We start from the raw sequence: 26,150 nt of genomic DNA on the forward strand, positions 1-26,150 counted from the left end.
CGAAAAATTTTTTGCCCCTACTTTAAAATTGTACATTTCCCCTGTTTTTCCTCAAAACCCTGTGGAAAACTGGTTTCCTTTGTGGAAAAAATGGGGAAAACGCTATCGCACCGAGGACTGATCAGGAGACTAACAAGCTAGAGTATATAAGGGATAGAGCCTGTAAACCTTGGAGAAAATTGAATTGTTTTACAGATCGTCAACGTGAGTATTGCTAATTTTCAATCCATTGAAAGTTACAGCACTTTGCACTGTTATAAAATATAGTGTTGAACCTACAAAGCAATGCACCACAAACCGATTCCCTATTCCCTATTCCCTATTCCCCAGTGCAAAGAAACCCGGTTTCTCCTGGGATGTCCTTGTTTTGAGTAACAAGGCACCAGAAACCGGGTTTCTATCTGTTCTATCGCCTAGGAATAGGCTTCCATGGGAGCGCAGGAACAGACAAAATTGCGATCGCCAAATGCATTATCAATTCGTCGCACTGGCGGCCAATACTTAAACTCCTTCGTCCAAGGTGCAGGATAGGCGGCTTGCTGGCGAGAATAGGGATGCGTCCACTCATCCGCTAACAGCATTTCGGCCGTATGGGGGGCATTTTTGAGTAGATTATCCTCAGCAGACATCTCTCCCTGCTCAATGGCGGCAATTTCCTCGCGAATGGCAATCATGGCATCGCAGAAACGGTCTAGCTCTTCCTTAGATTCGCTTTCGGTGGGTTCAACCATGATGGTTCCGGCAACTGGCCAAGACATGGTAGGCGCGTGGAACCCGTAGTCCATCAAGCGTTTGGCAATATCTTCCGCTTCCACACCCGCCGACTTTTTCAGGGGGCGCAAGTCTACGATACACTCGTGGGCAACTAAGCCAAACTTGCCGGTGTACAGAATGGGATAATGGGGGTCGAGCCGATGGGCAATATAGTTAGCATTCAGAATCGCTACTTTCGTGGCATCCGTTAACCCTTGCGTGCCCATCATAGCAATGTACATCCAGGAAATGGGCAGAATACTCGAACTTCCCCAAGGCGCGGCTGCTACGGCTCCCTGTTCGGTCTTGCCCAAATCGACGATACTATGACCGGGAAGGAAGGGAACCAAGTGGGGCGCTACGCCAATGGGGCCCATTCCCGGACCGCCACCACCGTGGGGAATACAGAAGGTTTTGTGTAAGTTCAGGTGACAGACATCTGCGCCATAGTCGCCAGGACGACATAATCCTACTTGAGCGTTCATGTTGGCTCCATCGAGATAGACTTGACCGCCATGGCTATGGATAATTCCGCAGATTTCTTGAATGGCTTCTTCAAATACGCCGTGGGTGGAGGGATAGGTGACCATGAGCGCCGAGAGTTGAGCGCTGTGTTTTTCGGCTTTGGCTCTGAGGTCAGTGAGGTCAATATTACCCTGGCGATCGCATTTTACCGCGACTACTTTCATCCCACACATCACGGCACTGGCGGGGTTCGTGCCATGGGCCGACTCTGGAATCAGGCAAATATGGCGATCGCCTTGTCCGTTATGCTGATGATAGGCTCGAATCACCAATAATCCGGTATATTCTCCCTGAGACCCCGCATTGGGTTGCAACGAAACCGCCTCAAATCCGGTAATTTCAGCTAACCAAGCTTCCAACTGACGGAACATTTCCTGATAGCCTGCCGTTTGCTCCAGGGGTGCAAAGGGATGAATTTGACCGATTTCCGGCCAAGTCACTGGAATCATCTCGGCTGTAGCATTGAGTTTCATCGTACAAGAGCCGAGGGGAATCATGGAGGTTGTCAAGGACAAATCCTTCGCTTCCAGGCGATGCAGATAGCGCAATAGTTCCGTTTCCGAATGGTATTGATGGAATACGGGATGGGTCATATAGGGACTTTGGCGCGTGAAGTGACCCAAATCTGGGGTTGGCGCAGACCCGATAATTTCTTCTGCGCTAAAGGGTAAAGTTTGTCCCTGGGCGAAAATTTCCCATAGGTCGATGACATCTGCGATAGTCGTGGTTTCATCCAATGAAATCCCCACGGTCTTCTCATCTAGAGTACGAAGGTTAATTTCTTTCCCATTAGCGGCTGCCAACAGCCTCTCTAAGGACGTTTCACCCAAGTTTACCCGTAAAGTGTCAAAAAAACGGCTTTCAGGCAAGCTATAGCCCAAACGCTTGAGACCTTCGGCTAACCAGACGGTGTGTTTATGAACGGTTTGGGCGATCGCCTTCAGACCTTCCGGCCCGTGATACACGGCATACGTCGAGGCAATCACCGCTAACAGCACCTGAGCCGTACAAATATTACTCGTCGCCTTATCCCGGCGGATATGTTGTTCCCTCGTTTGCAGTGCTAACCGCAGAGCCGGCAGTCCATCCTTATCTTTCGAGCGACCGACAATGCGACCGGGAACTTGCCGTTTATAGGCTTCGCGGGTGGCTAAATAGGCCGCATGGGGGCCGCCATAGCCTAGGGGAACGCCAAACCGTTGGCTATTCCCCACCACAATATCCGCATCCATTTCTCCTGGAGGAGTCAACAGGGTGAGGCTCAGAAGGTCAGCCGCTACTGTCGCCAGAGCGCCTAATTCATGGACTTTGGCAATACATTCGCTGTAGTCATAAATCGTGCCATCCGTTGCGGGATATTGCAGCAGGGCCCCGAAGATGGGTTGGCTAAAATCAAAGGTGCGATGATCGCCAACAATGACTTCTATACCCAAGGGTTGGGCGCGGGTTTGCACCACTTCAATGGTTTGGGGATGACACTCTTGGGAGACAAAAAAGCTGTTGGCCTTATTTTTGCAGAGGCCATAGCTCATGCTCATCGCTTCGGCGGCTGCTGTTCCTTCATCAAGTAAGGAGGCATTGGCAATTTCTAACCCAGTTAAATCAATGACCAGCGTTTGAAAGTTAAGTAAGGCTTCGAGACGACCCTGGGCAATTTCGGCTTGATAGGGTGTATAGGCGGTATACCATCCGGGATTTTCCAGGATATTACGTTGGATGACCGGTGGGGTGATACAGTTGGCATAGCCCATACCAATATAAGACCGAAAAATCCGGTTTTCGCCCATCATCTCTTTGAGGGTTTTCAGCGCTTCATGTTCGCTTTGGGCGCTGGGGAGATTAAGGGGCCGAGGGAGCTGGATCGCTGGGGGGATGGTACGCTTAATTAGGGCATCTAAGTCATCGATTTCTAACAGGTTGAGCATCCGTTGAATATCGTTGTCATTCGGGCCTAAATGGCGATCGCAAAATGGACGAGTCTGTGGCTCAGACGCGGGGACAGAGGAGTTTGGGGACAAAGATCCGGTATTCATGTTAGCTTTAGGGGTTACGTCTGAATTCTGCATGGGCGATCCATATCTCACATCAAAAGCTTGAAAAAAGTGCCATAAGAGTTATGATGACACCCTTTCCTTTGCTTAGGGTTTGACATACTCCACTGGCTAAAGTCGAGTAGATTCTCCAAACATCACTGCTTTGGATTTCTGATTCAACGAGTTCGCTTCAACTAAATCTCTTGCGGTATTTAATCCAGAGGCGATCCTCTCCTCAGACGTTCGCTCCATTCCAGAAGCCTGTTTTCGTATGCCCTACGATACAGTTCAAAACCTAAAATATTTAGTTTCTCTGATACTTGGTGCTTGAAGTTTTCACCTTCTCAAGCCTTCCTGAGAAGAACCCCATAACTTCAGTTTTCAAGGTGCGTGCCTTGCGGCTACTGGGTTTTTCACGGGGTTGATTACCCTTTCTAGCTTAGAATTATAACACACATCAAGCTAGAAAACGGCTGTATTAATTCCCTTGAAACAGTTGTCATTGCTACCGTTCTAGAAGCAATCGCCAAGACTAGGGAGATTGTTGGGATTGCTTCATGGCGTTCCGCGACCTTTGCAATGACTTCATCATCATTGACGTGCCGGACTGGATATGAGCAGTCCTTAAAGCTTAAAGTCTTTGAGGTTCAATCCGTTTATCTTTAATGATCTTCCTCATCCCCTTCGAGTTGAGCGCGGTAGTCTGAGGCTGAGAGTAAGCCATCTAGTTCTTCCTTCTCATCAATCCGGACTTTGATTAACCATCCATCTCCGTAAGGATCGTCACCAATATTTTCAGGGTTTTCCAGTAGCTCTTCATTGCATTCAAGGACGGTCCCCATAACGGGAGCCTTAAGATCTTCAACCGCTTTCACCGATTCAATTGAACCGAAAGATTCTCCTTTTTCTAGAGCATCTCCGACTTCTGGCAATTCAAGATGAACAATATCACCGAGTTGATCGATCGCAAAGGCACTCAGTCCAATCGTGGCAATCTCGCCATCAAGCCGCACGTACTCATGGCTGTCCAGGTATTTTAGATCGTCTGGATATTCTAATTCCATAGAAACTTCCTATTTTTTTCGACTAATCTCTAATGGTTATATATCAGGATTTGGGTATGATCGGCCCATATTCATTTAATTTTCAGAGATGATTCGTCAAAAGCGGCGATCGCCCCTTACCCATTACCGACTACCCCTTACCGATTACCCATTACCGATTACCCATTCATGAGTCGAAAGCTCTTACAGCGATTAAAAGAAACCATCCTTGTGGTTGACGATGAACCAGATAATCTGAGTTTACTGAATCGGATTTTGGTGAAGGAGGGATATCGAGTCCAGGTAGCCTCTAGTGGCAAGGAAGCTTTAAGCTCTATCCAAGCTGGGTCAGTAGATTTGGTGTTGTTGGATGTGATGATGCCCGATATGAATGGGTATGAGCTTTGTCAACATCTAAAATCCATAGAATTAATTGCCGATGTCCCCGTGTTGTTTATTAGCGCCATGGATGAAACCCTCAGTAAAGTTAAAGGGTTTGAAGTGGGGGCAGTCGATTACATTAGTAAGCCGTTTGAGCCAGTGGAAGTAGTAGTGCGGATTGAGCATCAGCTACGATTGCGTAAATATCAACAGAAGCTAGAGGAACAAAATGCCCAGTTACAGTTACTTCTAGACACCACCGAAGCTCTGAGTGATGCCATTGATATCGAGTCTGCCTTAGAGAAGGTACTCGCCCAAATTTGTCATACGATTCATTGGGATTTTGGGGAAGCGTGGATGCCCACTCAGGGAGGGACTCAGTTACGGTTAAGTCGGGGTGGATATAGCCATATTCCGCAATTTGAGGAGTTTTGTCATCTGAGTGAGGCGATCGCCTTTACCCCCCATGAAGGGTTACTCGGACGGGTTTTGATCTCTAAAGAGTTGGAATGGATTGAGGATATCTCGCAAACTACGCGTACGATCTCTCCCCGAATGCAGCAAGCCAAAGAGGTGGGTTTGAAGGGAGCTTTAGCTATACCCATTTGTTGGCAGAGGGAAGTGTTGGCGGTATTGATCTTTTTTTCCCGATCGCCCTATTCTCCTGAGCAGCGTTCCTTAACTTTAGTCCAATCCGTCGCCAACCAATTAGCTTCCTTAATGCGACGCAAACAAGCAGAGGCTGATTTACGCCACGCCAATCAAGAGTTAACTCGTTTAGCTACCCTCGATGGTTTAACTCAAGTGGCCAATCGGGGACATTTCGATCAAGTATTAAGTTATGAATGGTCGCGATTGTTGCATCTGATGCAACCTCTATCTTTGATTTTGGCAGATGTGGATTATTTTAAACGCTATAACGACTGCTATGGTCATTTAGCTGGGGATGACTGTTTGCGCAAAGTCGCTCAGGTGATGGCAGAGGCAGTTAGACGCTCCAGAGATTTAGTGGCTCGATATGGAGGGGAAGAGTTCGTTATTTTATTGCCGAATACTGATAGCATAGGCGCTCTCCAGGTTGCCGAACGCATTCATGAGGGAATCGGGGAACGACAATTGCCTCATGCCAATTCTGATGTACAGCCTTATGTCACCTTGAGCTTAGGGGTTGCCTGTATGGTTCCCAGCATTGCCCAATCTCCAGAAGCCTTGATTGCTACCGCAGATGCCTCATTGTATCAAGCCAAAACTCAAGGGCGCGATCGCATTGTCCTCAATGAAGGTACTCGGTGAAATGGGTGGCGATCGTCGAATGAGACAGAGCATTATTGGCTAAAATCTAACTAGCCAATCTCGATCATAGGAGGGGTAAGGCATTCATTCAAACCATTACCTCTGCTATACGGTATATCAGCGGCGATTTTTCAAGATAGCTACAATGGTTCAAAGCTAGATTGAATCTGTTATGCATTCTCCTACGGAAAACGAAAATTACCCTCAAGTAGCCTAAAATACATTCAACAAAATTCTCTTTACCGATCATGAACTCAGAATCCGTCCTATCCACCAACTCTGACGCTCTACCGCCCCAGATTAAAGAGGTGATGGAGATTCTGCAACAGGACTTACCCACCTTATTTGAACAGGATATTAACTACAACATTTATACCCCAAATATCCTCTTTGAAGACCCCATCAGTCAATTTAAGGGTAAACTCAACTATCGGATTATCTTTTGGACACTGCGCTTTCATGGTCAATTGTTTTTCACCGAGCTATTTTTTGATGTCCATCAGATGCACTTTTTGCCTCCCCAAACCCTGCGGGTAGACTGGACTGTGCGCGGCAAACTGCGAGTTCCCTGGAAGGCACAGATTAACTTTAATGGTTATTCTACTTATACCTTCAACGACCAAGGTCTGATCGATCATCATGTCGATACTTGGGATCGTCCACCCCTAAAGATTTTAAAGCAATTTCTCCCGCGATCGACCTCTACTCAAGTAAAATAGCCGAACAACAACCTTACCCATTACCCATTACCCATCAAGGGTAAGGAGGAAATCCTGGTGACACTTGGTCAATTACTTGGCTTTTTTAGTTTAGTTACATCCCTGTATATTCTCTGGACAATACGGGGGATTTTGCTACTTGTTTTCACTGCGATTGTACTGGCGACTGCCCTCAACCGTGGAGTGCGTCTGGTGCAGAAATTCGGCCTCAATCGAGGATTCTCGGTTTTAGTCACTATCAGTGTTACCTTTCTCTGTTTTTTGTTCTTCTATTGGATTATTGTTCCTCCCTTCATTGAACAATTTCAAATTCTGATTAATCTGATCCCGACTGGACTCGAACAACTGCGAATTCTGCTCTACCAATGGAGAGCAAATACTCCCTCTTGGTTACCAGAGCCTCCTGATTTATCCAGTGGATTTCAACAAATTCAACCCTTGCTGACCCAAGTCTTTGGCAACTTCTACTCCTTCTTTTCTAACTCCATCATTGCCGTAGGTCAATTGCTACTGGTGATTGTCTTAACCTTAATGTTTTTAGGCGATCCCATTTCCTATCGTCAAGCTTTAGTTCGCCTTTTTCCGTCCTTTTATCGGCGGCGAGCCGATAGTATTTTAGCTGAATGTGAAATCGCATTAGATAATTGGTTTGGGGGCATTATTATCAACTCCCTCTTCATTGGTACGCTCAGTTTTATCGGATTATCCATCATTGGAGTTCGGCTAGTTTTAGCCCATGCATTATTGGCAGGACTACTCAATTTTATCCCCAATATTGGGCCAACTTTAAGTGTTGTTTTACCGATGACTGTTTCCCTCTTGGATACCGGTGGATTCCTCAAAGCTGGGGCAGTTTTGATTCTATATGTTGTTGTTCAACAAGTGGAAAGCTATTGGTTAACACCCACAGTGATGGCCAAACAAGTCTCCCTGTTACCGGCAGCAACGCTCCTGGCTCAACTTATTTGTTTACAGCTTTTTGGTATTATTGGTCTGTTCTTAGCCCTTCCTTTAGCAGTTATTGCTCAGGTCTGGATTAAACGACTTCTGATTGAAGATATTCTTGACCAATGGGTATTAGAAAACCCAGATTCACCTTTCGCCGCCGTTCTCCAAGGCTCGGGAGATAATAGAGATGAAACGGTTCAAGAGAGTTTACCTGAGCCTCAAGTGCCAGAACTCTCTTGCCAAGACAAGGAAGATCAAGATGAATTAGAATAAGTTAAACAAATTAAATCGATAGCCAACTCCTAATACAATCCCGACTTCAGTTTTACTATCAACAAACCCCGCATTCACCCGCACTGTTCCCATGAAATCTCTGGATAGAGGAATATCAACACCCCCAACCACTAACCCATGAAACCGCAATTCATCTTTAGTTGTCACTAAAGTTCCTCCGCCTAAAAACGGCATAGCAACAACTTCTTGAGTTTGGGGATTTCTGATGGGAATTTCACCAGTTAGAGCAAACATACTTGCTGTTTGGTTGCCAAAAGAGGTGGCATTATGCAAAGTCAGATATTCGCTCAATGCTCCTTTACTCATTAAAGAAAATCCACCACTGCCTAGGGCAGTTTCTCCATCGCTTAAGCCAATGGTTCCGCCAATGCCGAAATAACTGCCTACGGCTGGTCTTGGATCGGATGTGCTGGTTTGCTGTGCGGTGGTTTGATCGGGTTCGGCTGACTCATTATTGGGTAGAGGATATGTGGGTAAAGGGGGAGGAGGTTCTGGTAGAACAGGATTTTCTAAAGGAACAGGTTCAAGTTGTTTTTCTGCCCTGACTGGCTGGTATTCTAGAGGACTTTCTGTTGTTTCCTCTAGGGTAGAATTTGGGTCTTCTGCGGGTTCAGCAGTCGTGACACTGACATAGTTGCCATACATTACCCCATTGCTTTGAGCTTGAGCAAATTGTACGGGGTAAATTGCCCCAACGATCGCCCCCCAGAAGGCCAGTAATCCAATCGCTTTACACCCTGTATGGTTCATCATTTCTCCTTTGGGTTGATAGTCGTAATTGTTAGTTATTATATTTGCCAACATGAAGCGCTGTAAATTCTAATTATTATAACCCAAAACTAGAGGTGGTTGTTATAATGGAAGATCTGTTCCTATGTTAATGGATAGCCATCTGTGAAAACCTATCCCATTGTAGAAACGTTTCATTCTATCCAAGGAGAAGGCTATTGGATGGGACGAAATGCTTTTTTTATTCGCCTCGGAGGCTGTGATGTCGGCTGTTGGTTCTGCGATACGAAAGAATCTTGGCCTGTGGACAAACATCCCCAATATTCCATTGAGCAATTGGCTGAAGCTGTTTTAGCGGTCAATCCGAGTATGATTGTGATTACTGGGGGAGAGCCGTTAATGCATAATTTGGATCAATTAACCCAGGGCTTAAGATCTTTGTGTCATCTCCCTTTACACTTAGAAACTTCTGGCGCTTATCCGTTTTCCGGGACATTTGATTGGGTGACGTTTTCCCCGAAGCAGTCTAAATCTCCCGATCGCAGTATGGGCACTTATGCAGATGAATTAAAAGTGGTGATTACTGGGCCAGAAGATCTAGACTGGGCTAAGGAACAAGCTCAGTTCGTGAAGCCTAACGCAGTGAAATTTTTACAACCGGAATGGAATAGCCCAGAAACGATTGATTTAGCGATGCAGTTTGTTTTACATCACCCAGACTGGCGTATAAGTTTACAAACCCATAAGTTTTTGGGTTGTCCTTAATGATTGACTGAATGATGAACATTCCATTTCAACCCGATCGCACTGAAATCGATCGCTGGAAGCACAAGATAGATGTTGCGAATGAACATAATGTTTTTTGCCACTGCCATCAGTGTGACTATGAATGGGTGAGTTCTGCGCAAAATCAGCCTTGTCCAGAGTGTAACGGCGATCGCATCGAGCGTATCTTATGCTGGCAGTTTCCCGATGGGTAAAAAGTGATTTTTAGACTTGGAGTGTAGTTGAAAAACAGGCTTCTAGATGATTAGAAATTGCTCTGGCAATGCCTTCTTTACCCATCATCTTCTCGGCCGTTTTATTTTTCGACACCCAATAGGCAATTTGTTCGCCTTGCTCTCCCGTTTCTTCTCCGCGATTAGCCACCACTGCATTGTATCCTTGTTCTAGTCTCTTTTGGGCAATATCAATTAATTCTTTATGGGTAACGTCTTCCTGATACTTAAAAGTTACCATATACAGGTCTGGGAATTCTGTCCTTACCCGTTCAATTACCTTGCCAGTAGGGACTAATTTCAGAGAGTGCAAAGCTCCCCCACTGGGGATTTTTCCAGGCAGTACGCGCTCCGGTTGATAGTCTGCAACAGCGGCAGAAAAGATGCCAAAAACATAGGGATATTGCTGTAAGTGATCTAAAACTAATTGGGCATAATGTTCGTAGGTTTGAGCGATTTCACAGGGGAAATAGGAAGGTGGGGTATCCCCCCCCGTTCCTAGAATTAACTGGACTTCTGCCCCTCGTAAATACAATTCTTCAGTGATTTTAAGGCTTAATGTGCCACGAAAACGATTGGTGATTCGGCGAATGTTATCAATGGGAACGGGAGTAGGACCGCCCGTGACTAAAATGGGAATACCTTTTAAAGGAGAAGAACTAACTAAGCGGGAAACTGTGGTTACAATCGATCGCAGATCGGGTAAATTGTGTTTGCCGTAGGCTTCTTTAGGAGGCATAATCTCTACACCCCAGTGGTGTAATTGCTGTAGGGATTCAGTTAAAATTCGATTGTGTAAACTGCCGTGCATAGTGGGCACAATCAGAATTTGGGTTTGCCCCTGTTCTAGTTTTCCTAAGGCGGAAGCGAGGGTAGAGGTGATAACTCCATCGGCGATGCCATAGCGCATTTTATTAATCGTATTGTAGGTGGCAGGAGCGACGACATACACATCAAAAGGGTCTTCATCGCTAAGATGTTCCGCCGCAGCCGTCAGTTTCGTAATCACCGGATGGGTACTACTCCATTCTAGACTGTCGAGGGTGGTATAGCGCAGGGCTTCAGTGGAGGTAAAGGCGGTAACCTCTGCTCCTTCGCGCCTGAGTTCCCGCGCTAATAGGGGGGCTTTGAGAGCGGCAATACTGCCGGTAATAAGCAGAGCAATACGTTTTCCTTGAAGGTGGGTTCCGTGTAGGGGGACTTCGCGATCGCCTAATTCAGAGGCAGGAGGAGGGGTAAAATTCCAAGGTTTCATAGAGGGCATGGGGAATAGGGAATGCTTGATTTTATTTTGCTTGAGGTTAGGGCGGGCTAACGTTACAAAACATTGAGAAAAAGGACTCAAATGTAAAGGGGGATCGGCGATCGCTATACAATGCTGAAATACTCTCGATTTATTTAGATTACTGTTTGTAAACTCCCAATTATGTTTCCCATTCATCGCCCTCGTCGCCTCCGTAACTCTGCTACCTTGCGCCGCATGGTACAAGAGACGGTCTTAACCACTAATGATTTGATTTATCCGTTGTTTGCGATCCCAGGTGAAGGAGTCGCTAAGGAAGTGAGATCGATGCCTGGTGTATATCAGCTCTCAGTAGACAAAATTGTAGACGAAGCGAAGGAAGTCTATGATTTGGGTATTCCGGCGATTATCCTGTTTGGTATTCCTGAAACCAAAGATATGGACGCAACAGGTGCTTGGCATCATTGTGGGATGATCCAGCAAGCGGCTACGGCAGTCAAAGAAGCTGTGCCTGAGTTAGTGGTGATTGCAGATACTTGTTTATGCGAGTATACCAGCCATGGTCATTGTGGCTATTTGGAAGTGGGAGATCTGACGGGACGGGTGTTGAACGATCCGACGTTAGAGTTATTGAAGAAAACTGCCGTTTCCCAAGCCAAAGCTGGAGCGGATGTGATCGCCCCATCTGGGATGATGGACGGGTTTGTACAAGCGATTCGCGCAGCGTTAGATGAAGAGGGGTTTGAAGAGATTCCGATTTTGTCCTATGCTGCTAAGTACGCTTCGGCCTATTACGGGCCATTCCGAGATGCGGCTGAGTCAGCCCCCCAATTTGGCGATCGCCGCACCTATCAGATGGACCCGGCTAATAGTCGCGAAGCGATTAAGGAAATCGATCTAGATGTGGCTGAAGGGGCGGATATGCTGATGGTTAAACCAGCTTTAGCCTACATGGATGTGATCTGGCAAGTGAAACAAGCCTCGAATCTCCCCGTTGCCGCGTACAATGTTTCCGGTGAATATTCCATGGTCAAAGCTGCTGCTCTCAATGACTGGATTGATGAACGGCGAGTGGTGATGGAAACCTTAACCAGCTTTAAGCGTGCTGGTGCCGATCTAATTCTCACCTATCATGCCAAGGATGCTGCCCGGTGGCTTCAGGGGTAATGAAGCCTCCATCATTAATGTCCGTTGATTTAAGTTGGGACAGTTAAGTTATTGTTTGAGGCAATAGGCAATAACTTAACTGTTCCTAACTCACTCCTTCTCGGCTATCTCACCAATTACCCGTTATCCAACTTCAAAACCGCCATAAATGCGGACTGAGGCACATCGACTGTACCAATGGACTTCATTCGCTTTTTACCCTTGGCTTGTTTTTGCAGCAGCTTTTTCTTCCGGGAAATATCACCGCCGTAACATTTAGCCAATACATCCTTACGCAAGGCAGGAATATGTTCACTGGCAATAATTCGCGAACCAATTGCGGCTTGAATGGGAACTTTGAACTGATGGCGTGGGATCAATTCTTTCAATTTTTCCGTTAATCCCCGTCCCACATAATAGGCTTTATCGCGATGGACAATCATGGCTAGGGCATCGACGGGATCGTTGTTGATCATGATATCTAAGCGCACCAAATCATCGGAGCGATAGCCGATAAACTGATACTCCATACTGGCATAACCCCGCGATCGCGTCTTCATCTGATCGAAGAAGTCAGTTACCACTTCCGCTAAGGGCAACTCGTAAATCAAGGTGGTCCGACTTTGGGTTAAATACTTCATATCCTTGAAGATTCCCCGTCGGGTTTGGCACAATTCCATCAATGTGCCCACATAGGCTTCTGGGGTAATAATATCTACTTTGACATAGGGTTCTTCAATGCTTTGTCGTTCGTTGGCAGGCGGTAAGGTACTCGGATTATCAATAGCAATGGTTTCTTCCGAGTTCAGAACCACCCGATAAACTACGGAAGGAGCAGTAATAATCAAGTCCAGATTGTATTCCCGCTCTAACCGTTCTTGGACAATTTCCATGTGTAATAATCCCAAAAAACCACAGCGAAAACCGAAGCCCATGGCGCTAGAGGTTTCTGGTTCATAGGAAAGGGCAGCATCATTGAGTTTGAGTCTCTCTAGAGCTTCCCGCAATTCGGGGAACTGGTTGGCATCGGTGGGAAACATGCCGCAGAATACCATGGGGTTGGCTTCTTTATATCCCGGTAAGGGATTTTCGGCAGGTTCTGCTTTCAGGGTAATGGTATCGCCCACCCGCGCATCTTCCACAGCTTTAATGGATGCGGCTAAATAGCCCACTTCTCCAGCATGTAGTTCTTCCACTTGCACTTGAGTCGGAGAGAGAACGCCTAACTCGTCAATATCGTATTCTTTACCGGTTGCCATCAAGCGGATGCGATCGCCTTTACGAACCTTACCATCCACCACCCGAAAATAGACGATTACGCCCCGATAGCTATCATAATAACTGTCAAAAATCAGGGCCCGTAGGGGTTCTTTTAGGGTTTCTTGAGGAGCAGGAACTCCCTGAACAATCGCTTCTAGAATATCGGGAACACCGATGCCTTCTTTCGCCGAAGCTAAAATGGCATCACTACAATCTAATCCAATTACCTCTTCAATTTCTGCCTTGACCCGATCGGGTTCCGCCCCAGGCAAGTCAATTTTATTCAGAACGGGGATAATTTCCAGATCGTGTTCTAGGGCCAAATAGACATTCGCCAAGGTTTGCGCTTCTACCCCCTGGGAGGCATCTACCACTAACAGTGCCCCCTCACAGGCAATCAGCGATCGCGAAACCTCATACGAAAAATCAACATGCCCTGGAGTATCAATTAAATTAAGGACATAAACTTCCCCATTATCCGCCTGATAATTCATCCGTGCAGCTTGGAGCTTAATCGTAATCCCCCGCTCCCGTTCGAGATCCATGCTATCCAGGAACTGCTCCTTCATATCGCGAGCGGCAACCGTTCCCGTAGACTGGAGGAGGCGATCGGCTAAGGTAGACTTCCCATGATCGATATGGGCAATAATACAGAAATTACGAATATGAGAGACTTTAGTGTCGGTCATAAAGTTGAATTTGAACCTAATGAAGTAAAACGTTTAGTGATTGACATCCTCCCCTGGCTAAAGCCGAGGAGATTCCTAAACCTCACGTTAGCGAAGTTCCTCCGCAGGAGGCTTTAGGTTTCTGTTTCTTTGCAGTTGCCTTCACAGATTTACTCTGATCGGGTCTTACACTCGCTCCACAGACTGACACCGCAAGTCCTGCGGCCAAGATATTTTTACTGGCGTTAATATCCCGGTCATGGTCACTCCCACACTCAGGGCATTTCCATTGCCGAATATTTAACGGCATTTTTTCAACGATATACCCACAATTACTACACCGTTTTGAACTCGGAAACCACCGGTCTATCTCGATAGTGTTTCTGCCATACCATCGGCATTTATAGGACAATTGTCGGGTAATCTCTCCCCAACTTGCATCAGATATCGCTTGTGCCAGCTTTCGGTTTTTGACCATATTCTTAACTGCTAAGTCCTCAACACCTATCGTTTGGTTTTCACGCACCAGTTGAGTGGTTAGCTTATGTAAATGATCACCTCGGGTATCGACTATTTTTTGGTGAACTCTAGCCAGCTTTACTCTGGCTTTGTATCTATTGTTAGAACCTTTCTGTTTTCTCGATAAGCTTTTTTGAAGTCTCCTTAACTTATGGTAGTGTTTCTTTAATGCTTTAGGATTAGCTATTTTCTCTCCATCACTGGTCGTTAATAGGCGGCTAATTCCTAAATCAATACCTACTGCTTTATCCTTAGCAGGCAAGGGTTTAATAGTGGGGTCATCAAATCTAATGGAAATATGCCAACGTCCTGACCGATGCAGTTTTACTGTTACCGAACTGGGCACACAACCGGATGGGATTTGACGAGACCAGCGAATAGCTAAGGGTTCTTTACATTTGGCTAAATAGATTTGACCGTCTTTAAACTTAAACGCCGATTTGGTAAATTCCGCACTACCTCCTTGGTTTTTTTTCCTGAATTTTGGATATTTGGCACGGGCGGCAAAGAAATTAGTAAATGCGGATTGCAGATGCCTCAACCCTTGTTGCAAGGGGACACTACTCACCTCGTTTAACAAATCTAACTCTTCTTGTTTTTTCCAGGCGGTCAACATTGAAGAGGTTTGAGCGTAATCTACTCTTTCTTGTCGTTCATACCAAGCCTGAGTTCTTTCGTGGATAGCTTTATTATAGACCAGCCTTACGCAACCCAAAGTTCGCCGCAATAGGGACTCTTGCTCTGATGTTGGATAAAACCTGTAGTTGAATGCTCTTTCCATAAAAGACTATTTGACTCTTGCTTACATTATAGCCCCTTCAATGTAAGACCGGCAAGTTAAAACTTGCCCGCTCGCCTTCATCCCCAGAATGAATTCACGGGGTTTTCAGCATATCTCTTATAATAGTTTAACGTAAGTACGGGAGTTTAAGGAGGTGCATGCCCAATTACCAATCCATCAGGCGATCGCACCATGTTAAACTGAAATAAACCCTACGTTCTTGAACCAATGAATGATTCCACCCTTTCTTCGGAACCTAAGCTCGACAAAGTAGAAATTTCTATCGCCTTAGACGCAGAATTACTCGAACAAATCCAGCACTTAACCAACGACCCTTCAAGAATTATTGAAACAGCCATTCGTCAATGGCTCAAAGGCTCAAACCAAAGGGATGATGAACTCACCCGTACTCTGATCAAAAATCCCCCCCTACCTCCCAGAGGTGAATGGAACGATTAAAACCCAAGGCGACCAGGATTAATGGGAGTACACTGGGATCTTAGGCCATCAGATCCCCAATGGGTTCTAAGAACCTTAAATTGTCAACCCTCAGATGCGCTGAATCGGTTATTCCTCAATCTAGGAAATCTAAGCTACTCTAGGTTAGAGGTCAAATGTCTGTTCAATTCACCGACACCAACTCATGAATGCTTCCTCCCATGCATCCATTTCGACCCTAAACGAAACCAGCCTTTCTAATCATCTAGAGACGGGAGACCTAACACCGCCAAGTCTGTCCGAATTGGGTGCTGAATTAAGCTTTATCCATAATACCTCTGGTGAGTATCTAGCCTTTCAGTGGACTCAAGGGGAACGCTACGATTTAGCTCCTGAGAGCTTGGTGGGGCAATTGATGGAAAATACCCTCTACCCCATTCCCATCGATGCCTATTTGGATCGAGTGCGCCAAGTCTTGGAAAATAAATTACCGGATCGTTTTAGCTATCCCTTTCAGTATGGAGAATGCTACTTCCTCTTCGATCTGGTGGTCACTCCAGTGCTAACCTCTCCCTTGAAAGCCAATCAAGTTTTGGTTCTTGGGCGACTCCTCTCGAGCGCTGTAGGGTCTCAATCCTTTGCCAGTAGCTCAGATCCACCGCAGCAGGGAGAGCGCAAAACCAGCGATCATTATCAGACGCTTCTAACTCGGATCACCCGCAAAATTAGACGGACGCTAGATTTAGAAACTATCTGCAATCAGACGGTGGAAGGCTTGGGTATTGCTTTAAACTTAGAAAGCTGTGCGATCGCCCAAAAATGCCTAGAGACAGAACACCTCAAAGTGGTTGCCCACTATACCCATCAAGGGGGCCATTCCCAAGTGGGCCGTTTGCTTCCCTTAGAGAAGAATTCTCCCTTAATTGATGCCCTATCGAGCCTAGACCCCTTAGCCTGGGTAGAATCAGAGGATAAGGAGTCTTTAGAGTCTCGGTTAGCTGTAGCCACCGGCTATAAGGATCGCCCCAATGGGTTACTGTTGTTATCCCCTCCCATCAGATCCGACCCGGATCAAGCCTATTTGTGGTCCGCCGAAGAGATAGAGTTGGTGAGGGAGTTGGCCGATCAAGTGGGAACGGCGATCGCCCATGCTACGCTCTACCAAGAACTAGAATTAGCCAGAGAACAAGCGGAGGAAGCCTCTCGACTGAAAAGTGAATTTTTGGCCAATACGTCCCATGAACTGAGAACCCCCCTCAATGGAATGATTGGGTTTCTGAAGCTGATCCTAGATGAGATGGCTGACGATCCCGAAGAGCAAATGGAATGGGTGCAAGAAGCCCATAAGTCTGCCTTGCATCTTTTAAACTTGATTAATGATGTGTTGGATCTGGCCAGAATTGAAGCCGGAAAAATGCAGATCGATATCAGTCCGGTAAATTTGGATGAATTATTGACGAACCTGGACAACTTTACCCGACCTCAAGCAGAAACGAAAGGATTAAGTTATGAAATCAGTCGCACCCCAACCCGCGATGAAGTGATGATTACGGGCAATTATCAACGTCTGCTGCAAGTCTTGTTAAATTTAGTCGGTAATGCGGTTAAATTTACTCATGAAGGGGGCATTACCATTACCGCAGAAGTGATCGCGAAGAAATTCCAAGTTGGGGATCGGGAGCATCCAGGATTTGTCAAGGTGAGTGTGGCGGATACCGGAATTGGCGTACCTTTGGAGAAGCAAGAGCAACTGTTTCAAAATTTTTCTCAAGTGGATGGATCTCGCACCCGTCAATATGGAGGAACCGGATTAGGATTAGCCATTTCTCAGCGTTTGATTGAAACCATGGGGGGGGAAGTGAATTTCTTTAGTATGGGAGAAGGATTAGGCTCGACCGTAACCTTTACGGCTCCCCTGGGACAATTGCCCGTAATTGTGAAGGAGTAAAATCATGGAGAGGGTTTGATGGTAGATAAAGGATTGGAAGTCAGTTCAAGTTCTGACCATCGGCATGGGGCTTGCTCTAATCCAGAGATGTTAACAGTGATGGCGGCGATCGCCAATGCTATCCTTTACGAAGAACTCGAATCAGCCCGAGCGCAAAGCGAAGAAACCTCACGACTTAAACAGCAACTTCTGAATAAGGTTTCCCATGAGTTTAGAACACCGCTCAATGGCATGATTGGTTTTCTAAAGCTTATCCTTGATGGTATGGCTGACGATCCCGAAGACCAAATGGAGTTTGTTCAAGAAGCTCATAACTCAGCGCTGCGACTGTTGAATCATATCGAGGACTTTCTGGATTTAGCGAAACTCCAAGCTGGCGAAATGACGATTGAGCTAAGTTCAATCCATCTGGATGAGCTATTGAGAGATGTAGAAAAGTTTACCCGATCTAAAGCCGAGGAGAAAGGTTTAGAGTATAGTATTTCTGCTCCCCCGACCCGAGATGAGGCGATCGTGGTGGGTAATTATCAAGGACTGCTACAAGTGATGTTAAATCTGATCGGTAATGCGATTAAGTTTACCCATGAGGGGGAAATTACGATTCGAGGACAAGCGATCCCTCAAAAATATTCCGCCCTAGGACGCGAGTACCCTGGATTTGTCAAGCTGATTATATCGGATACCGGCATTGGTGTGGCTCTAGACAAGCAAAACAAGCTATTTGAGGCATTTTACAAAGTTGATGGATCGAATACGTCCAGATACGAAGGTACGGGCATTGGATTAACGATTTCCCAAGGATTGATGGAGTCCATGGGATGTGAAATTGATTTCTTTAGTATGGGGGAAGGATTGGGATCGACTGTAACTTTAACGGTTCCTCTGCAACAATTACCGATCCTGATTAAGGACTAGATAAAGTCGGTAATTTGATCCATTCGCAATCAGTAATAATACTGAAAAGACTGATGGACTCTTCTAATAAGCAAGCATGACCACTATGGGGTAAATCAATGACTTGAGCATTTTTAAGATGTTGTTGTAAATACCGGGATTCGGAGACTGAAGGTAACAAGCGATCGCTCCCGCTGGCTAGAATGAGCGTTGGTTGCGTGATTTCGTAAAGATCCTGGACATCGAGCGTAAATTGACGCAGTAAAGATAACCGCCAAGCAGAGGTATCAGCCGGCACATTACAAAGAGCAGACCAAAGGGATTGGCGATCTTGGGGCGCGATCCGAGGCAGGGCAGCCAGTAAAAAATAAACAGCAACACTGCCAACATTATAGATGCGATCCGGAATCCAAGGCACAATGGACTCCCCCAGTGCCATCCAAGGACGACGATGGAACGAAGAAGCGGGATTGACCAAAATTAAACGAGCAATCAATTCGGGTGCTTTGAGAACCGTTTTTAGTGCCAAACAGCCCCCAAAAGACTCGCCACATAAATACACCTGCCGGTTGACTCCAGAAGCTAATTGAGCTTCAATCAAATGGATGAGGCGATCGCTCAATCCGTCCCAATCGAGGCGATCATTCACTGGAATTCTCAAAGCACACACCTCAAAATCCTGTTGCAACTCTTGCGCCTGACGAGCAAACAGCGATCCCCAACCATCCATACCCGGTAAGAAAACCAATAAATCAGCTTCGGGACGCACCGCACCGAACTGGAGAAAATGAGGAGAACCATTAGACATAGGAAAAAATCAAAATATAGCCTTGGGTATTCAAGATCAACAACAAATGCATTGATCCCTAAAGAAATATTAATTAATCCTAATCATAGATGAGGCACTTTTCCTGTGAATTCCCTTATTTTTCCCTTAATTAGCCGCTCCTCCTGAAGCTTGAAGCCACAAGCTGCTCTTTTCTCTAGCCCTCTCCAGTCTGTTATCTTAGTCTCATCTGGAATTAATTGGCCATCCAGACCAACCTGAGCGATTAAGGCTACAATTATAATCAATTCCCTTTATTGATCAGTTGAGTAAAATCTTTAGTAAAATCCATAAAATCACCTGACGGGTTGATTCAACAAAACAGATCATTAAAAAAAGTCATCTTAATCTTCCATGAACTCTGAGTATCCAACAAAAAAGACCTTTACCATTACAACCCCTCTATACTACGTCAATGACTTGCCCCATATTGGGAGCGCCTATACTACCATTGCCGCAGATGTTTTAGCTCGCTACTGGAGACTTCGGGGAGAAGAAGTCTTGATGATTACGGGGACAGACGAACATGGCTTAAAAATCCAACGCACTGCTGACGAACGCGGAAAAGCCCCCCAGAGCCATTGTGATGAAATTGTCCAAGGGTTTAAAACGCTTTGGCAAAAGCTCAATATCCAGTACGATCGCTTTAGTCGCACAACAGCAGCTAAACATCATCAAATTGTGCAAGAATTCTTCCAACGAGTTTGGGAGAATGGGGACATTTATCAAGGGGTTCAACAGGGATGGTATTGTGTTTCCTGCGAAGAATTCAAAGAAGAACGAGACCTACTCGACGACCACCGGTGTCCCATCCATCCCAACAAACAAACAGAATGGCGAGATGAAAATAACTATTTCTTCCGTTTGTCCAAATATCAAGACCAGTTAGAAGCATTTTATAATGAGCATCCCGACTTCATTCAACCGGAAAGTCGTCGTAATGAAGTCTTAAGCTTTGTGACTCGAGGACTGCAAGATTTTTCCATCTCGCGGGTTAACCTCGATTGGGGATTTCCTGTACCTACGGATAGTGACCATACCCTTTATGTCTGGTTTGATGCCCTATTAGGCTATATTACTGCCTTACTCGATCCTGAAGATGCTCCCAGTTTAGAGAATGCCCTAAGGCGGTGGTGGCCGATTCAAACTCATCTAATTGGTAAAGATATTCTCCGCTTCCATACCGTCTATTGGCCAGCGATGCTCATGTCTGCGGGTCTCCCTTTACCCCGACGAGTCTTTGGGCATGGCTTTCTGACGAAAGATGGGATGAAGATGGGGAAAACCTTGGGCAATACCTTAAATCCCTATGAGTTGGTGGATCAATATGGGGCTGATGCGGTTCGCTACTATTTTCTCAAGGAGATTGAGTTTGGTAAGGATGGGGATTTTAATGAAACCCGATTTATTAATGTTCTCAATGCTGATTTGGCCAATGATTTAGGGAATCTGCTCAATCGGACACTAGGCATGACGAGAAAATATTGTCAGGGTCAAGTTCCCGCTATATCTGGCGATCGGATTCTGGATGATAACCCTCTCAAAACCCTGGGAACCTCCTTGAAGTCAAAAGTAGATCTTGGTTACAATGCCCTCGCTTATTCCCACGCCTGTGAAGCCATTCTGGGTCTAGTCCAAAGCAGCAATAAATATATTGATGAGCAAGCACCCTGGACATTGCACAAACAAGGGCAAAAAGAAGCTGTCGCAGAAGTTCTCTATTCGGTGCTAGAATCTGTTCGTTTGGCCGCCTATCTTCTCTCACCGATTATTCCTGAGATTAGCACCGCGATCTATAATCAATTGGGCTTTAGTGTCGATTTTAATCAGATGGTAGATCTTCAGAAGAAAATTCCCTTTGACACTCATGCCCAATGGGGTATTTTACCCGCTCAACAAACCCTAGGAAACCCTAAACCGGTTTTCCAACGTTTAGAATTAACTCAAGCGTGAATTTGATATAATCACGAGCTTTACTTTCACTTCCAAACCACCATAAAACTATAAGATTTTAATAACTGAGGTATAACAATGATGTATGAATCGATGGAACAAAATCAAAGTCTCTGTACTCCAGAACAAGTGCTTTCCAATCGAGGAACCGTAGCCATTTTTATTGATGGTTCTAATCTGTTTTATGCTGCCCTGCAACTGGGGATGGAAATTGATTACACTAAGTTATTGTGCCGCTTAACCAATGGTTCTCGGTTGTTACGGTCATTTTTCTATACGGGTGTCGATCGCACTAACGAGAAGCAGCAGGGGTTTTTGTTATGGATGCGTCGCAACGGCTATCGAGTGATTGCCAAAGATTTGGTGCAACTGCCAGATGGTTCTAAAAAAGCGAATTTGGATGTAGAAATTGCAGTTGATATGATGGCTTTAGTGGGATGTTACGATACGGCGGTATTGGTCAGTGGCGATGGAGATCTGGCGTATGCAGTGGATTCAGTGAGCTATCGAGGGGTACGGGTAGAGGTGGTGAGCTTGCGATCGATGACCAGCGATAGTTTAATTAATGTGGCCGATCGCTATATCGATCTGGAGAGCATTAAGGAAGATATCCAGAAAACCCCCCGGCAAAACACCTATTCCTACCGTCCCTTATCCAGCTTAAGTCTGATGGATGAACGACAGGAAAAACGATAATCTTCGCTGTACAGAAATCATAGGTCATCGATCATGGGCAAGAAAACTGGCAATCCCATTGAGGCTGGCATCTCTAACCTAGGGATCGGAACTGGGCTGTCCTTAATTTTGGCGATCGCCTTATCGGGTTGTGGTGGCTCGAATACACCGGATCAGCTCGTGCAAGCAGCATCGGATGCAGAATCATCCGATGATATTCAACTGGTCTTTAAAGACATCACTCTAGAACAAGGAGACGATAAAGGTCAGTTACTTTGGAAAGTGGAGGCCAAGTCAGCTACCTATAGTGAAGATCGACAAATTGCCACCGTAGAAGAACCGTCAGGGGAATTGTATCAAGACGGAAAATTGGTCTATCGAGTGCAAGCGAAGCGGGGAGAAGTTCACCAAGATGGGAATTTGATTTTACTCAAAGAGGATATCAAAGCGATCGCCATTGAAGATGAAGTCGTGTTAGAAGGGAATGAACTGGAATGGCGACCCCAGGCGGATGTTTTGGTGGTTAAAGATACGTTAACTGGCTCCCATCCCCAGGTCGAAGCCAAAGCCGATCAAGTCAATGTCTATAGCCGCTTACGGCAAATGGAATTGATCGGCAATGTAGATGCAATTACCCGTACTCCTCAGTTACGGATGACCACGGAACACTTAGTCTGGTTAATGAAAGATCGGAAAGTGGTGGGATCGGTTCCCCTAGAAGTGAAGCACTATGAAGACGAAGAACAAAAATTAACTGAAATCCCAGAAACGTCTCCTAGCCACACCGCCTTAGCTGGGGGAAGTTTAGTAGACTTAGAGAATGAATCGGTCACCTTGATGAATCAAGTGACATTAACCGCTGCCGATCCAGCCTTAGAAGCCAAAAGTGATTCCATGACATGGGATCTCAAATCCGAGTCTGTGGGAGCCAATCAAACCATTACCTTAGAACATCTGGATGAAAATCTGACCTTAGTGGGCGATCGCGGTACAGTGGATTTAGGCAATAAAGTCGCCTATTTAACGGAAAATGTCCGGGTAACCGGAGGTAAAAATCAGTCCGATCTATCGGCAGAAAGTGTCACCTGGTCTTTTGGAACAGAACAAGTTGAAGCAACCGGAAATGTGACCTATCGTCAAGTCAATCCCCCCTTGTTTCTGCAAGGAGCCAGAGCCTTTGGTCAGTTACAAGATCAAAATATTACTGTAAGCAGTGGCGATCGCACGAGAGTGGTAACTGAGATTATCCCTTAGATACAGCACTGTTTAATTGGAGATATCCCCAAGTTCCGCCTCTAAACAGGATTACATATTCGGCGGGCATTCCCGATCCCGTATTTCCCCGTCCTTCTTGATACCATTCTCCCTGTAATGTCACCCGTGCCAACCCATGGGAGAAGGAACTAGCATCGCTAAAATGAGGGGGAATTACAAACGTTCCAGTTTGATCGATAAATCCACATTTTGGCCCGAATCTCACCATCGCTAAACCTTCAGAAAATGGTTCTACGGGAGAATAGGGTCGATCGCGAACATCCTCTAATCCGTAAAATTGGGGGGCGATTGCGATGTCTCCCGTTTTATCGATATATCCCCATTTCTTCTCCCATTCTTCTCCCATTTCAATGGCTGCGAGTCCTTCTGAAAACTTTTGGATTCTATGAGGTGTTTCCAAGACTAGATTGCCTGTGCGATCGATACATCCATAAACGCCGTTCAATCTCACCACGGCTAAACCATCCGAAAATCGATCGGCTTGCTCAAATTGGGGTTCAACGATCGCATTTCCCTGGTTATCCAGATACCCATAACGCCCATTGCTCCAGATCGCGACTCGCTCCTCAGAAAAGCGATATCCCCGCTCTAACTCTGGCGGAATTACCCAGTTTCCCGTGGTATCAATATACCCATATTTTTCTCCCACTTTCACCGCAGCACGGCCATTGTAGAAGCGATCGCTCGATTCAAATTGGGGTTCAATCACCACTTGACCTGTTGGGTCAATATACCCCGATTTTCCCTCTTTTTGTACTAAACCCAAACCTTCCGAAAAGGGAGCAGCCATCTCCCATTCTGCGGGAATGACCAAATTTCCTTCCTGATTCAGATATCCATACTTCAACCCAGAATGGGTCTCTGTAGAGACTGGAATTAGGGGGTCTGAAGTGGGCAATTCACGCTCAATCTCAAAGCCCCACTCTAAGATTTGATAGTGACGATCGAATTCAATGGGTTGACCGTTGAGGTTGATTAAATCATAGCCCAATTGACCCGAAACAAGGGCTACGCCTTGAAAGAAATGAGACGCTCGACTAAATTTGGGTGCGATCGCCCAATGTTCTCCTCCTCCGATAGCAGATAAAGGAACTGTATTCCATATCCCTAGGGTTTGACATAAAATGGCGGCCACTTCTCCCCGTGTTGCTGGTTGATTAGGGCGCAATTTGCGGCGATCGGGAAAATTAACAATGAGATAGCCAAATAATGCTGCGGTTAACTTAGGTAGGGCATAATGGGGAATCTCTTGGGCATCATCAAAATAGAGTTTGAGGTTCGTTTTGCTAACGGTAACGGTTGGGGGAATCTCTAACTTTAAATGGGACGCGATCGCAATCAACACTTGAACCCGAGGAATGGGTTGCTCTGGCTTAAATGCCAAACCCGGATAACCGACTAAAAATCCTTTAGAAACAGCGGTTTGAATTGCTTCATAGGCCCAATGACTTTGGGGCACATCCACAAAATTTTTCCGATCTCGAATGGGTTTAGCACTGGAAAACACATTGCAGAGCAAAACGGCAAATTCAGCACGAGTGACTAAACCCTCTGGTCGAAACGTGCGATCGGGATACCCTTGAACCAGGTTTAATTCTGCTAATTGGGCGATCGCTGCTTTTGACCAATGAGCTTCAATATCAGAAAACATCAGGTTATCGGCGATCGTAAATAACGGTTAGCTTTGACGGGGCGATGATCTGGCAAACTTAAAGACTCAGAAAGGGTTACTACTCTACATTCAACGGTAATCGTAGTTCCCCCATAGCCATAGGCCAAATTCTCAGGAACAAAGGAATCGCGAGGGCTAAATAATTGTAGTAATACCCAAGAATAGGCTATCCACAAGACGAGACCAACGATTAACCCATTAACTTCCATCATTACTCAATATCCTCATGCCCAGATATTTAAAGTTGCTTATCATTCATTATAAGACCTAGGGAACCCTGAAGTTGCTGATTTATTTAACGAAATATTACAAGCGATCTCTTCTCCGGCTCAGTCCATGGAAGTTAAGATAATCTATATATTTCCCCTGGCATTCTTCATCAATTGCTACCTTAGAGATAAATATCCGTTTTCAAAACTTCTCAAATTTCAGGTTTTTAGATATGGTCTTTGACCTTGCCCATCTCCCCTATTGGATCTTTCTCGGTTTAGGAGTTGTCTTATTTTTACTGGTCATTTTTTCTGGAGGTGGAGATAGTGATGGCGATGTAGACATTGACGCTGATGCAGATTGGGATACTGACCTAGATATGGACGTAGAAGCAGACGCTGAAGGTGGTTTTAGCGCTCTGCAAGCATTAGGATGGTTAGGCTTAGGAAAAGCCCCCTTATTGCTATTATTGGCGATTGATTTCAGTCTTTGGGGGCTTCTGGGATGGGTTCTAAACCTACTCTTAGGAATTCCCACCGGACTATTCGGGAATGTGGTTTTAATCGTCTCCTTAATTTTAAGTCTATTCGGGGGAAGTCTAATTTCTCGACCTATTGGCAAACTGTTTACGGCATTTGGGGAAGATACCCGTAGCGATCGCCTCATTGGATGCCTGGGAACTGTCGCTTCACCCACTCTCCCCCAACAGCCCACCACGCAAATTGGCCAAGTGGATGCGATCGATTCAGCTAATAACTTAGTCAGTATTAACGTCCAGCTCCCCCAATGGGCAACCCAAATTCCTCAACGGGGCGATAAAGTCATCATTATCGAATATTCTGAACCTTTTTATCTAGCTGTCGTGAAAGATAGTGTAGACCAAAAACGCTGGCTAGGCTAGTTTTAGTACCCGTGAATCTTCCTCC

The 26,150-nt window shown here is 45.7% G+C and carries 22 protein-coding genes; 13 read left to right on the forward strand and 9 right to left on the reverse strand.

From position 1 onward, the window contains the following. Window positions 1-413 precede the first annotated feature (413 nt). Together gcvP and gcvH are read right to left on the reverse strand one after the other, a co-directional pair. Complete coding sequence (gcvP, locus tag PN466_RS21430; protein WP_271943713.1) at window positions 414-3,344, reverse strand: aminomethyl-transferring glycine dehydrogenase; 2,931 nt, start codon at window positions 3,342-3,344, stop codon at window positions 414-416. 629 nt (window positions 3,345-3,973) lie between these two features. Then, window positions 3,974-4,375, reverse strand: coding sequence for a glycine cleavage system protein GcvH (gene gcvH / locus PN466_RS21435; RefSeq protein ID WP_271943716.1), 402 nt, complete (start codon window positions 4,373-4,375; stop codon window positions 3,974-3,976). A gap of 168 nt (window positions 4,376-4,543) precedes the next feature. On the opposite strand from gcvH, the gene PN466_RS21440 reads away from it, so the two are divergent. From PN466_RS21440 to PN466_RS21450, 3 genes are all read left to right on the forward strand, one after another. Then, complete coding sequence (locus tag PN466_RS21440; protein WP_271943719.1) at window positions 4,544-6,028, forward strand: diguanylate cyclase; 1,485 nt, start codon at window positions 4,544-4,546, stop codon at window positions 6,026-6,028. A 248-nt stretch (window positions 6,029-6,276) separates the two neighbouring features. Continuing rightward, window positions 6,277-6,747 carry a DUF2358 domain-containing protein gene (locus PN466_RS21445; RefSeq protein WP_271943722.1) on the forward strand — a complete coding sequence of 157 codons (471 nt, stop codon included), beginning with the start codon at window positions 6,277-6,279 and terminating at the stop codon, window positions 6,745-6,747. Window positions 6,748-6,804: 57 nt separating this feature from the next. Further along, window positions 6,805-7,968, forward strand: coding sequence for an AI-2E family transporter (locus tag PN466_RS21450; RefSeq protein WP_271943725.1), 1,164 nt, complete (start codon window positions 6,805-6,807; stop codon window positions 7,966-7,968). Here the strand turns inward: PN466_RS21450 and PN466_RS21455 are convergent. After that, a complete protein-coding gene (locus PN466_RS21455) occupies window positions 7,960-8,742 on the reverse strand; it encodes a hypothetical protein (RefSeq protein WP_271943727.1) in 783 nt (260 codons plus the stop codon). The genes PN466_RS21450 and PN466_RS21455 overlap by 9 nt on opposite strands. Before the next feature lie 141 nt (window positions 8,743-8,883). On the opposite strand from PN466_RS21455, the gene PN466_RS21460 reads away from it, so the two are divergent. Together PN466_RS21460 and PN466_RS21465 are read left to right on the forward strand one after the other, a co-directional pair. After that, window positions 8,884-9,483, forward strand: a complete 600-nt coding sequence (locus tag PN466_RS21460) for a 7-carboxy-7-deazaguanine synthase QueE (RefSeq protein WP_271943730.1) — start codon at window positions 8,884-8,886, stop codon at window positions 9,481-9,483. Window positions 9,484-9,494: 11 nt separating this feature from the next. Further along, window positions 9,495-9,698, forward strand: a complete 204-nt coding sequence (locus PN466_RS21465) for a hypothetical protein (protein ID WP_271943735.1) — start codon at window positions 9,495-9,497, stop codon at window positions 9,696-9,698. Window positions 9,699-9,708: 10 nt separating this feature from the next. On the opposite strand, the gene PN466_RS21470 is transcribed toward PN466_RS21465, so the two are convergent. Further along, entirely contained in the window at window positions 9,709-10,971 is a 1,263-nt protein-coding gene (locus PN466_RS21470) for a phosphopantothenoylcysteine decarboxylase domain-containing protein (RefSeq protein ID WP_278003184.1), read from the reverse strand. A gap of 171 nt (window positions 10,972-11,142) precedes the next feature. Here PN466_RS21470 and hemB point away from each other — a divergent pair, with 171 nt between their 5' ends. Continuing rightward, on the forward strand, window positions 11,143-12,126 hold the full coding sequence (hemB, locus tag PN466_RS21475) for a porphobilinogen synthase (RefSeq protein ID WP_271943740.1): 984 nt from the start codon (window positions 11,143-11,145) through the stop codon (window positions 12,124-12,126). A 116-nt stretch (window positions 12,127-12,242) separates the two neighbouring features. Here the strand turns inward: hemB and lepA are convergent, their stop codons facing one another. Further along, window positions 12,243-14,054, reverse strand: a complete 1,812-nt coding sequence (gene lepA, locus PN466_RS21480) for a translation elongation factor 4 (protein ID WP_271943743.1) — start codon at window positions 14,052-14,054, stop codon at window positions 12,243-12,245. 82 nt (window positions 14,055-14,136) lie between these two features. Next, the gene (locus PN466_RS21485; RefSeq protein WP_271943745.1) at window positions 14,137-15,333 is read right to left on the reverse strand and encodes an RNA-guided endonuclease InsQ/TnpB family protein; all 1,197 of its coding nucleotides are present in this window, start codon (window positions 15,331-15,333) and stop codon (window positions 14,137-14,139) included. Window positions 15,334-15,561: 228 nt separating this feature from the next. On the opposite strand from PN466_RS21485, the gene PN466_RS21490 reads away from it, so the two are divergent. The 3 genes from PN466_RS21490 (at window position 15,562) to PN466_RS21500 (ending at window position 18,634) form a co-directional block, all read left to right on the forward strand. Further along, on the forward strand, window positions 15,562-15,792 hold the full coding sequence (locus PN466_RS21490) for a type II toxin-antitoxin system CcdA family antitoxin (protein ID WP_271943749.1): 231 nt from the start codon (window positions 15,562-15,564) through the stop codon (window positions 15,790-15,792). A gap of 184 nt (window positions 15,793-15,976) precedes the next feature. Next, window positions 15,977-17,719: a sensor histidine kinase gene (locus PN466_RS21495; RefSeq protein ID WP_271943751.1), complete on the forward strand. Its 1,743-nt coding sequence runs from the start codon at window positions 15,977-15,979 to the stop codon at window positions 17,717-17,719. Window positions 17,720-17,737: 18 nt separating this feature from the next. Then, on the forward strand, window positions 17,738-18,634 hold the full coding sequence (locus tag PN466_RS21500) for a sensor histidine kinase (protein ID WP_271943753.1): 897 nt from the start codon (window positions 17,738-17,740) through the stop codon (window positions 18,632-18,634). On the opposite strand, the gene PN466_RS21505 is transcribed toward PN466_RS21500, so the two are convergent. Further along, complete coding sequence (locus PN466_RS21505; RefSeq protein WP_271943756.1) at window positions 18,624-19,421, reverse strand: alpha/beta fold hydrolase; 798 nt, start codon at window positions 19,419-19,421, stop codon at window positions 18,624-18,626. The genes PN466_RS21500 and PN466_RS21505 overlap by 11 nt on opposite strands. Window positions 19,422-19,793: 372 nt before the next feature. Between PN466_RS21505 and metG the strand changes: the two genes are divergently transcribed. The 3 genes from metG (at window position 19,794) to lptC (ending at window position 23,321) form a co-directional block, all read left to right on the forward strand. Beyond that, the gene (gene metG, locus PN466_RS21510; protein ID WP_271943758.1) at window positions 19,794-21,392 is read left to right on the forward strand and encodes a methionine--tRNA ligase; all 1,599 of its coding nucleotides are present in this window, start codon (window positions 19,794-19,796) and stop codon (window positions 21,390-21,392) included. Window positions 21,393-21,485: 93 nt separating this feature from the next. After that, window positions 21,486-22,088 (forward strand): LabA-like NYN domain-containing protein, encoded by a 603-nt coding sequence (locus PN466_RS21515; protein ID WP_390890051.1) that lies wholly within the window; start codon window positions 21,486-21,488, stop codon window positions 22,086-22,088. Window positions 22,089-22,121: 33 nt separating this feature from the next. Further along, complete coding sequence (gene lptC, locus PN466_RS21520) at window positions 22,122-23,321, forward strand: LPS export ABC transporter periplasmic protein LptC (RefSeq protein WP_271943760.1); 1,200 nt, start codon at window positions 22,122-22,124, stop codon at window positions 23,319-23,321. Here the strand turns inward: lptC and PN466_RS21525 are convergent. Beyond that, entirely contained in the window at window positions 23,311-24,993 is a 1,683-nt protein-coding gene (locus tag PN466_RS21525) for a WG repeat-containing protein (RefSeq protein ID WP_271943761.1), read from the reverse strand. The two genes, lptC and PN466_RS21525, sit on opposite strands and share 11 nt — an antisense overlap. After that, on the reverse strand, window positions 24,993-25,226 hold the full coding sequence (locus tag PN466_RS21530) for a hypothetical protein (protein ID WP_271943765.1): 234 nt from the start codon (window positions 25,224-25,226) through the stop codon (window positions 24,993-24,995). Before PN466_RS21530 ends, PN466_RS21525 begins: the two co-directional genes overlap by 1 nt. 230 nt (window positions 25,227-25,456) lie before the next feature. On the opposite strand from PN466_RS21530, the gene PN466_RS21535 reads away from it, so the two are divergent. Then, window positions 25,457-26,125 carry an OB-fold-containig protein gene (locus tag PN466_RS21535; RefSeq protein WP_271943768.1) on the forward strand — a complete coding sequence of 223 codons (669 nt, stop codon included), beginning with the start codon at window positions 25,457-25,459 and terminating at the stop codon, window positions 26,123-26,125. Window positions 26,126-26,150 lie beyond the last annotated feature (25 nt).

It is taken from the genome of Roseofilum reptotaenium CS-1145 (genome assembly GCF_028330985.1).
Lineage (GTDB): Bacteria > Cyanobacteriota > Cyanobacteriia > Cyanobacteriales > Desertifilaceae > Roseofilum > Roseofilum reptotaenium.

Bases quoted from the DNA above. Each gene is read 5' to 3' on its own strand.
- gcvP (WP_271943713.1), bottom strand. From the start codon at position 3,344: ATGCAGAATTCAGACGTAACCCCTAAAGCTAACATGAATACCGGATCT.
- gcvH (WP_271943716.1), bottom strand. From the start codon at position 4,375: ATGGAATTAGAATATCCAGACGATCTAAAATACCTGGACAGCCATGAG.
- PN466_RS21440 (WP_271943719.1), top strand. From the start codon at position 4,544: ATGAGTCGAAAGCTCTTACAGCGATTAAAAGAAACCATCCTTGTGGTT.
- PN466_RS21445 (WP_271943722.1), top strand. From the start codon at position 6,277: ATGAACTCAGAATCCGTCCTATCCACCAACTCTGACGCTCTACCGCCC.
- PN466_RS21455 (WP_271943727.1), bottom strand. From the start codon at position 8,742: ATGATGAACCATACAGGGTGTAAAGCGATTGGATTACTGGCCTTCTGG.
- PN466_RS21465 (WP_271943735.1), top strand. From the start codon at position 9,495: ATGATGAACATTCCATTTCAACCCGATCGCACTGAAATCGATCGCTGG.
- PN466_RS21470 (WP_278003184.1), bottom strand. From the start codon at position 10,971: ATGAAACCTTGGAATTTTACCCCTCCTCCTGCCTCTGAATTAGGCGAT.
- hemB (WP_271943740.1), top strand. From the start codon at position 11,143: ATGTTTCCCATTCATCGCCCTCGTCGCCTCCGTAACTCTGCTACCTTG.
- lepA (WP_271943743.1), bottom strand. From the start codon at position 14,054: ATGACCGACACTAAAGTCTCTCATATTCGTAATTTCTGTATTATTGCC.
- PN466_RS21485 (WP_271943745.1), bottom strand. From the start codon at position 15,333: ATGGAAAGAGCATTCAACTACAGGTTTTATCCAACATCAGAGCAAGAG.
- PN466_RS21490 (WP_271943749.1), top strand. From the start codon at position 15,562: ATGAATGATTCCACCCTTTCTTCGGAACCTAAGCTCGACAAAGTAGAA.
- PN466_RS21495 (WP_271943751.1), top strand. From the start codon at position 15,977: ATGAATGCTTCCTCCCATGCATCCATTTCGACCCTAAACGAAACCAGC.
- PN466_RS21500 (WP_271943753.1), top strand. From the start codon at position 17,738: ATGGTAGATAAAGGATTGGAAGTCAGTTCAAGTTCTGACCATCGGCAT.
- PN466_RS21505 (WP_271943756.1), bottom strand. From the start codon at position 19,421: ATGTCTAATGGTTCTCCTCATTTTCTCCAGTTCGGTGCGGTGCGTCCC.
- metG (WP_271943758.1), top strand. From the start codon at position 19,794: ATGAACTCTGAGTATCCAACAAAAAAGACCTTTACCATTACAACCCCT.
- PN466_RS21515 (WP_390890051.1), top strand. From the start codon at position 21,486: ATGGAACAAAATCAAAGTCTCTGTACTCCAGAACAAGTGCTTTCCAAT.
- lptC (WP_271943760.1), top strand. From the start codon at position 22,122: ATGGGCAAGAAAACTGGCAATCCCATTGAGGCTGGCATCTCTAACCTA.
- PN466_RS21525 (WP_271943761.1), bottom strand. From the start codon at position 24,993: ATGTTTTCTGATATTGAAGCTCATTGGTCAAAAGCAGCGATCGCCCAA.
- PN466_RS21530 (WP_271943765.1), bottom strand. From the start codon at position 25,226: ATGATGGAAGTTAATGGGTTAATCGTTGGTCTCGTCTTGTGGATAGCC.
- PN466_RS21535 (WP_271943768.1), top strand. From the start codon at position 25,457: ATGGTCTTTGACCTTGCCCATCTCCCCTATTGGATCTTTCTCGGTTTA.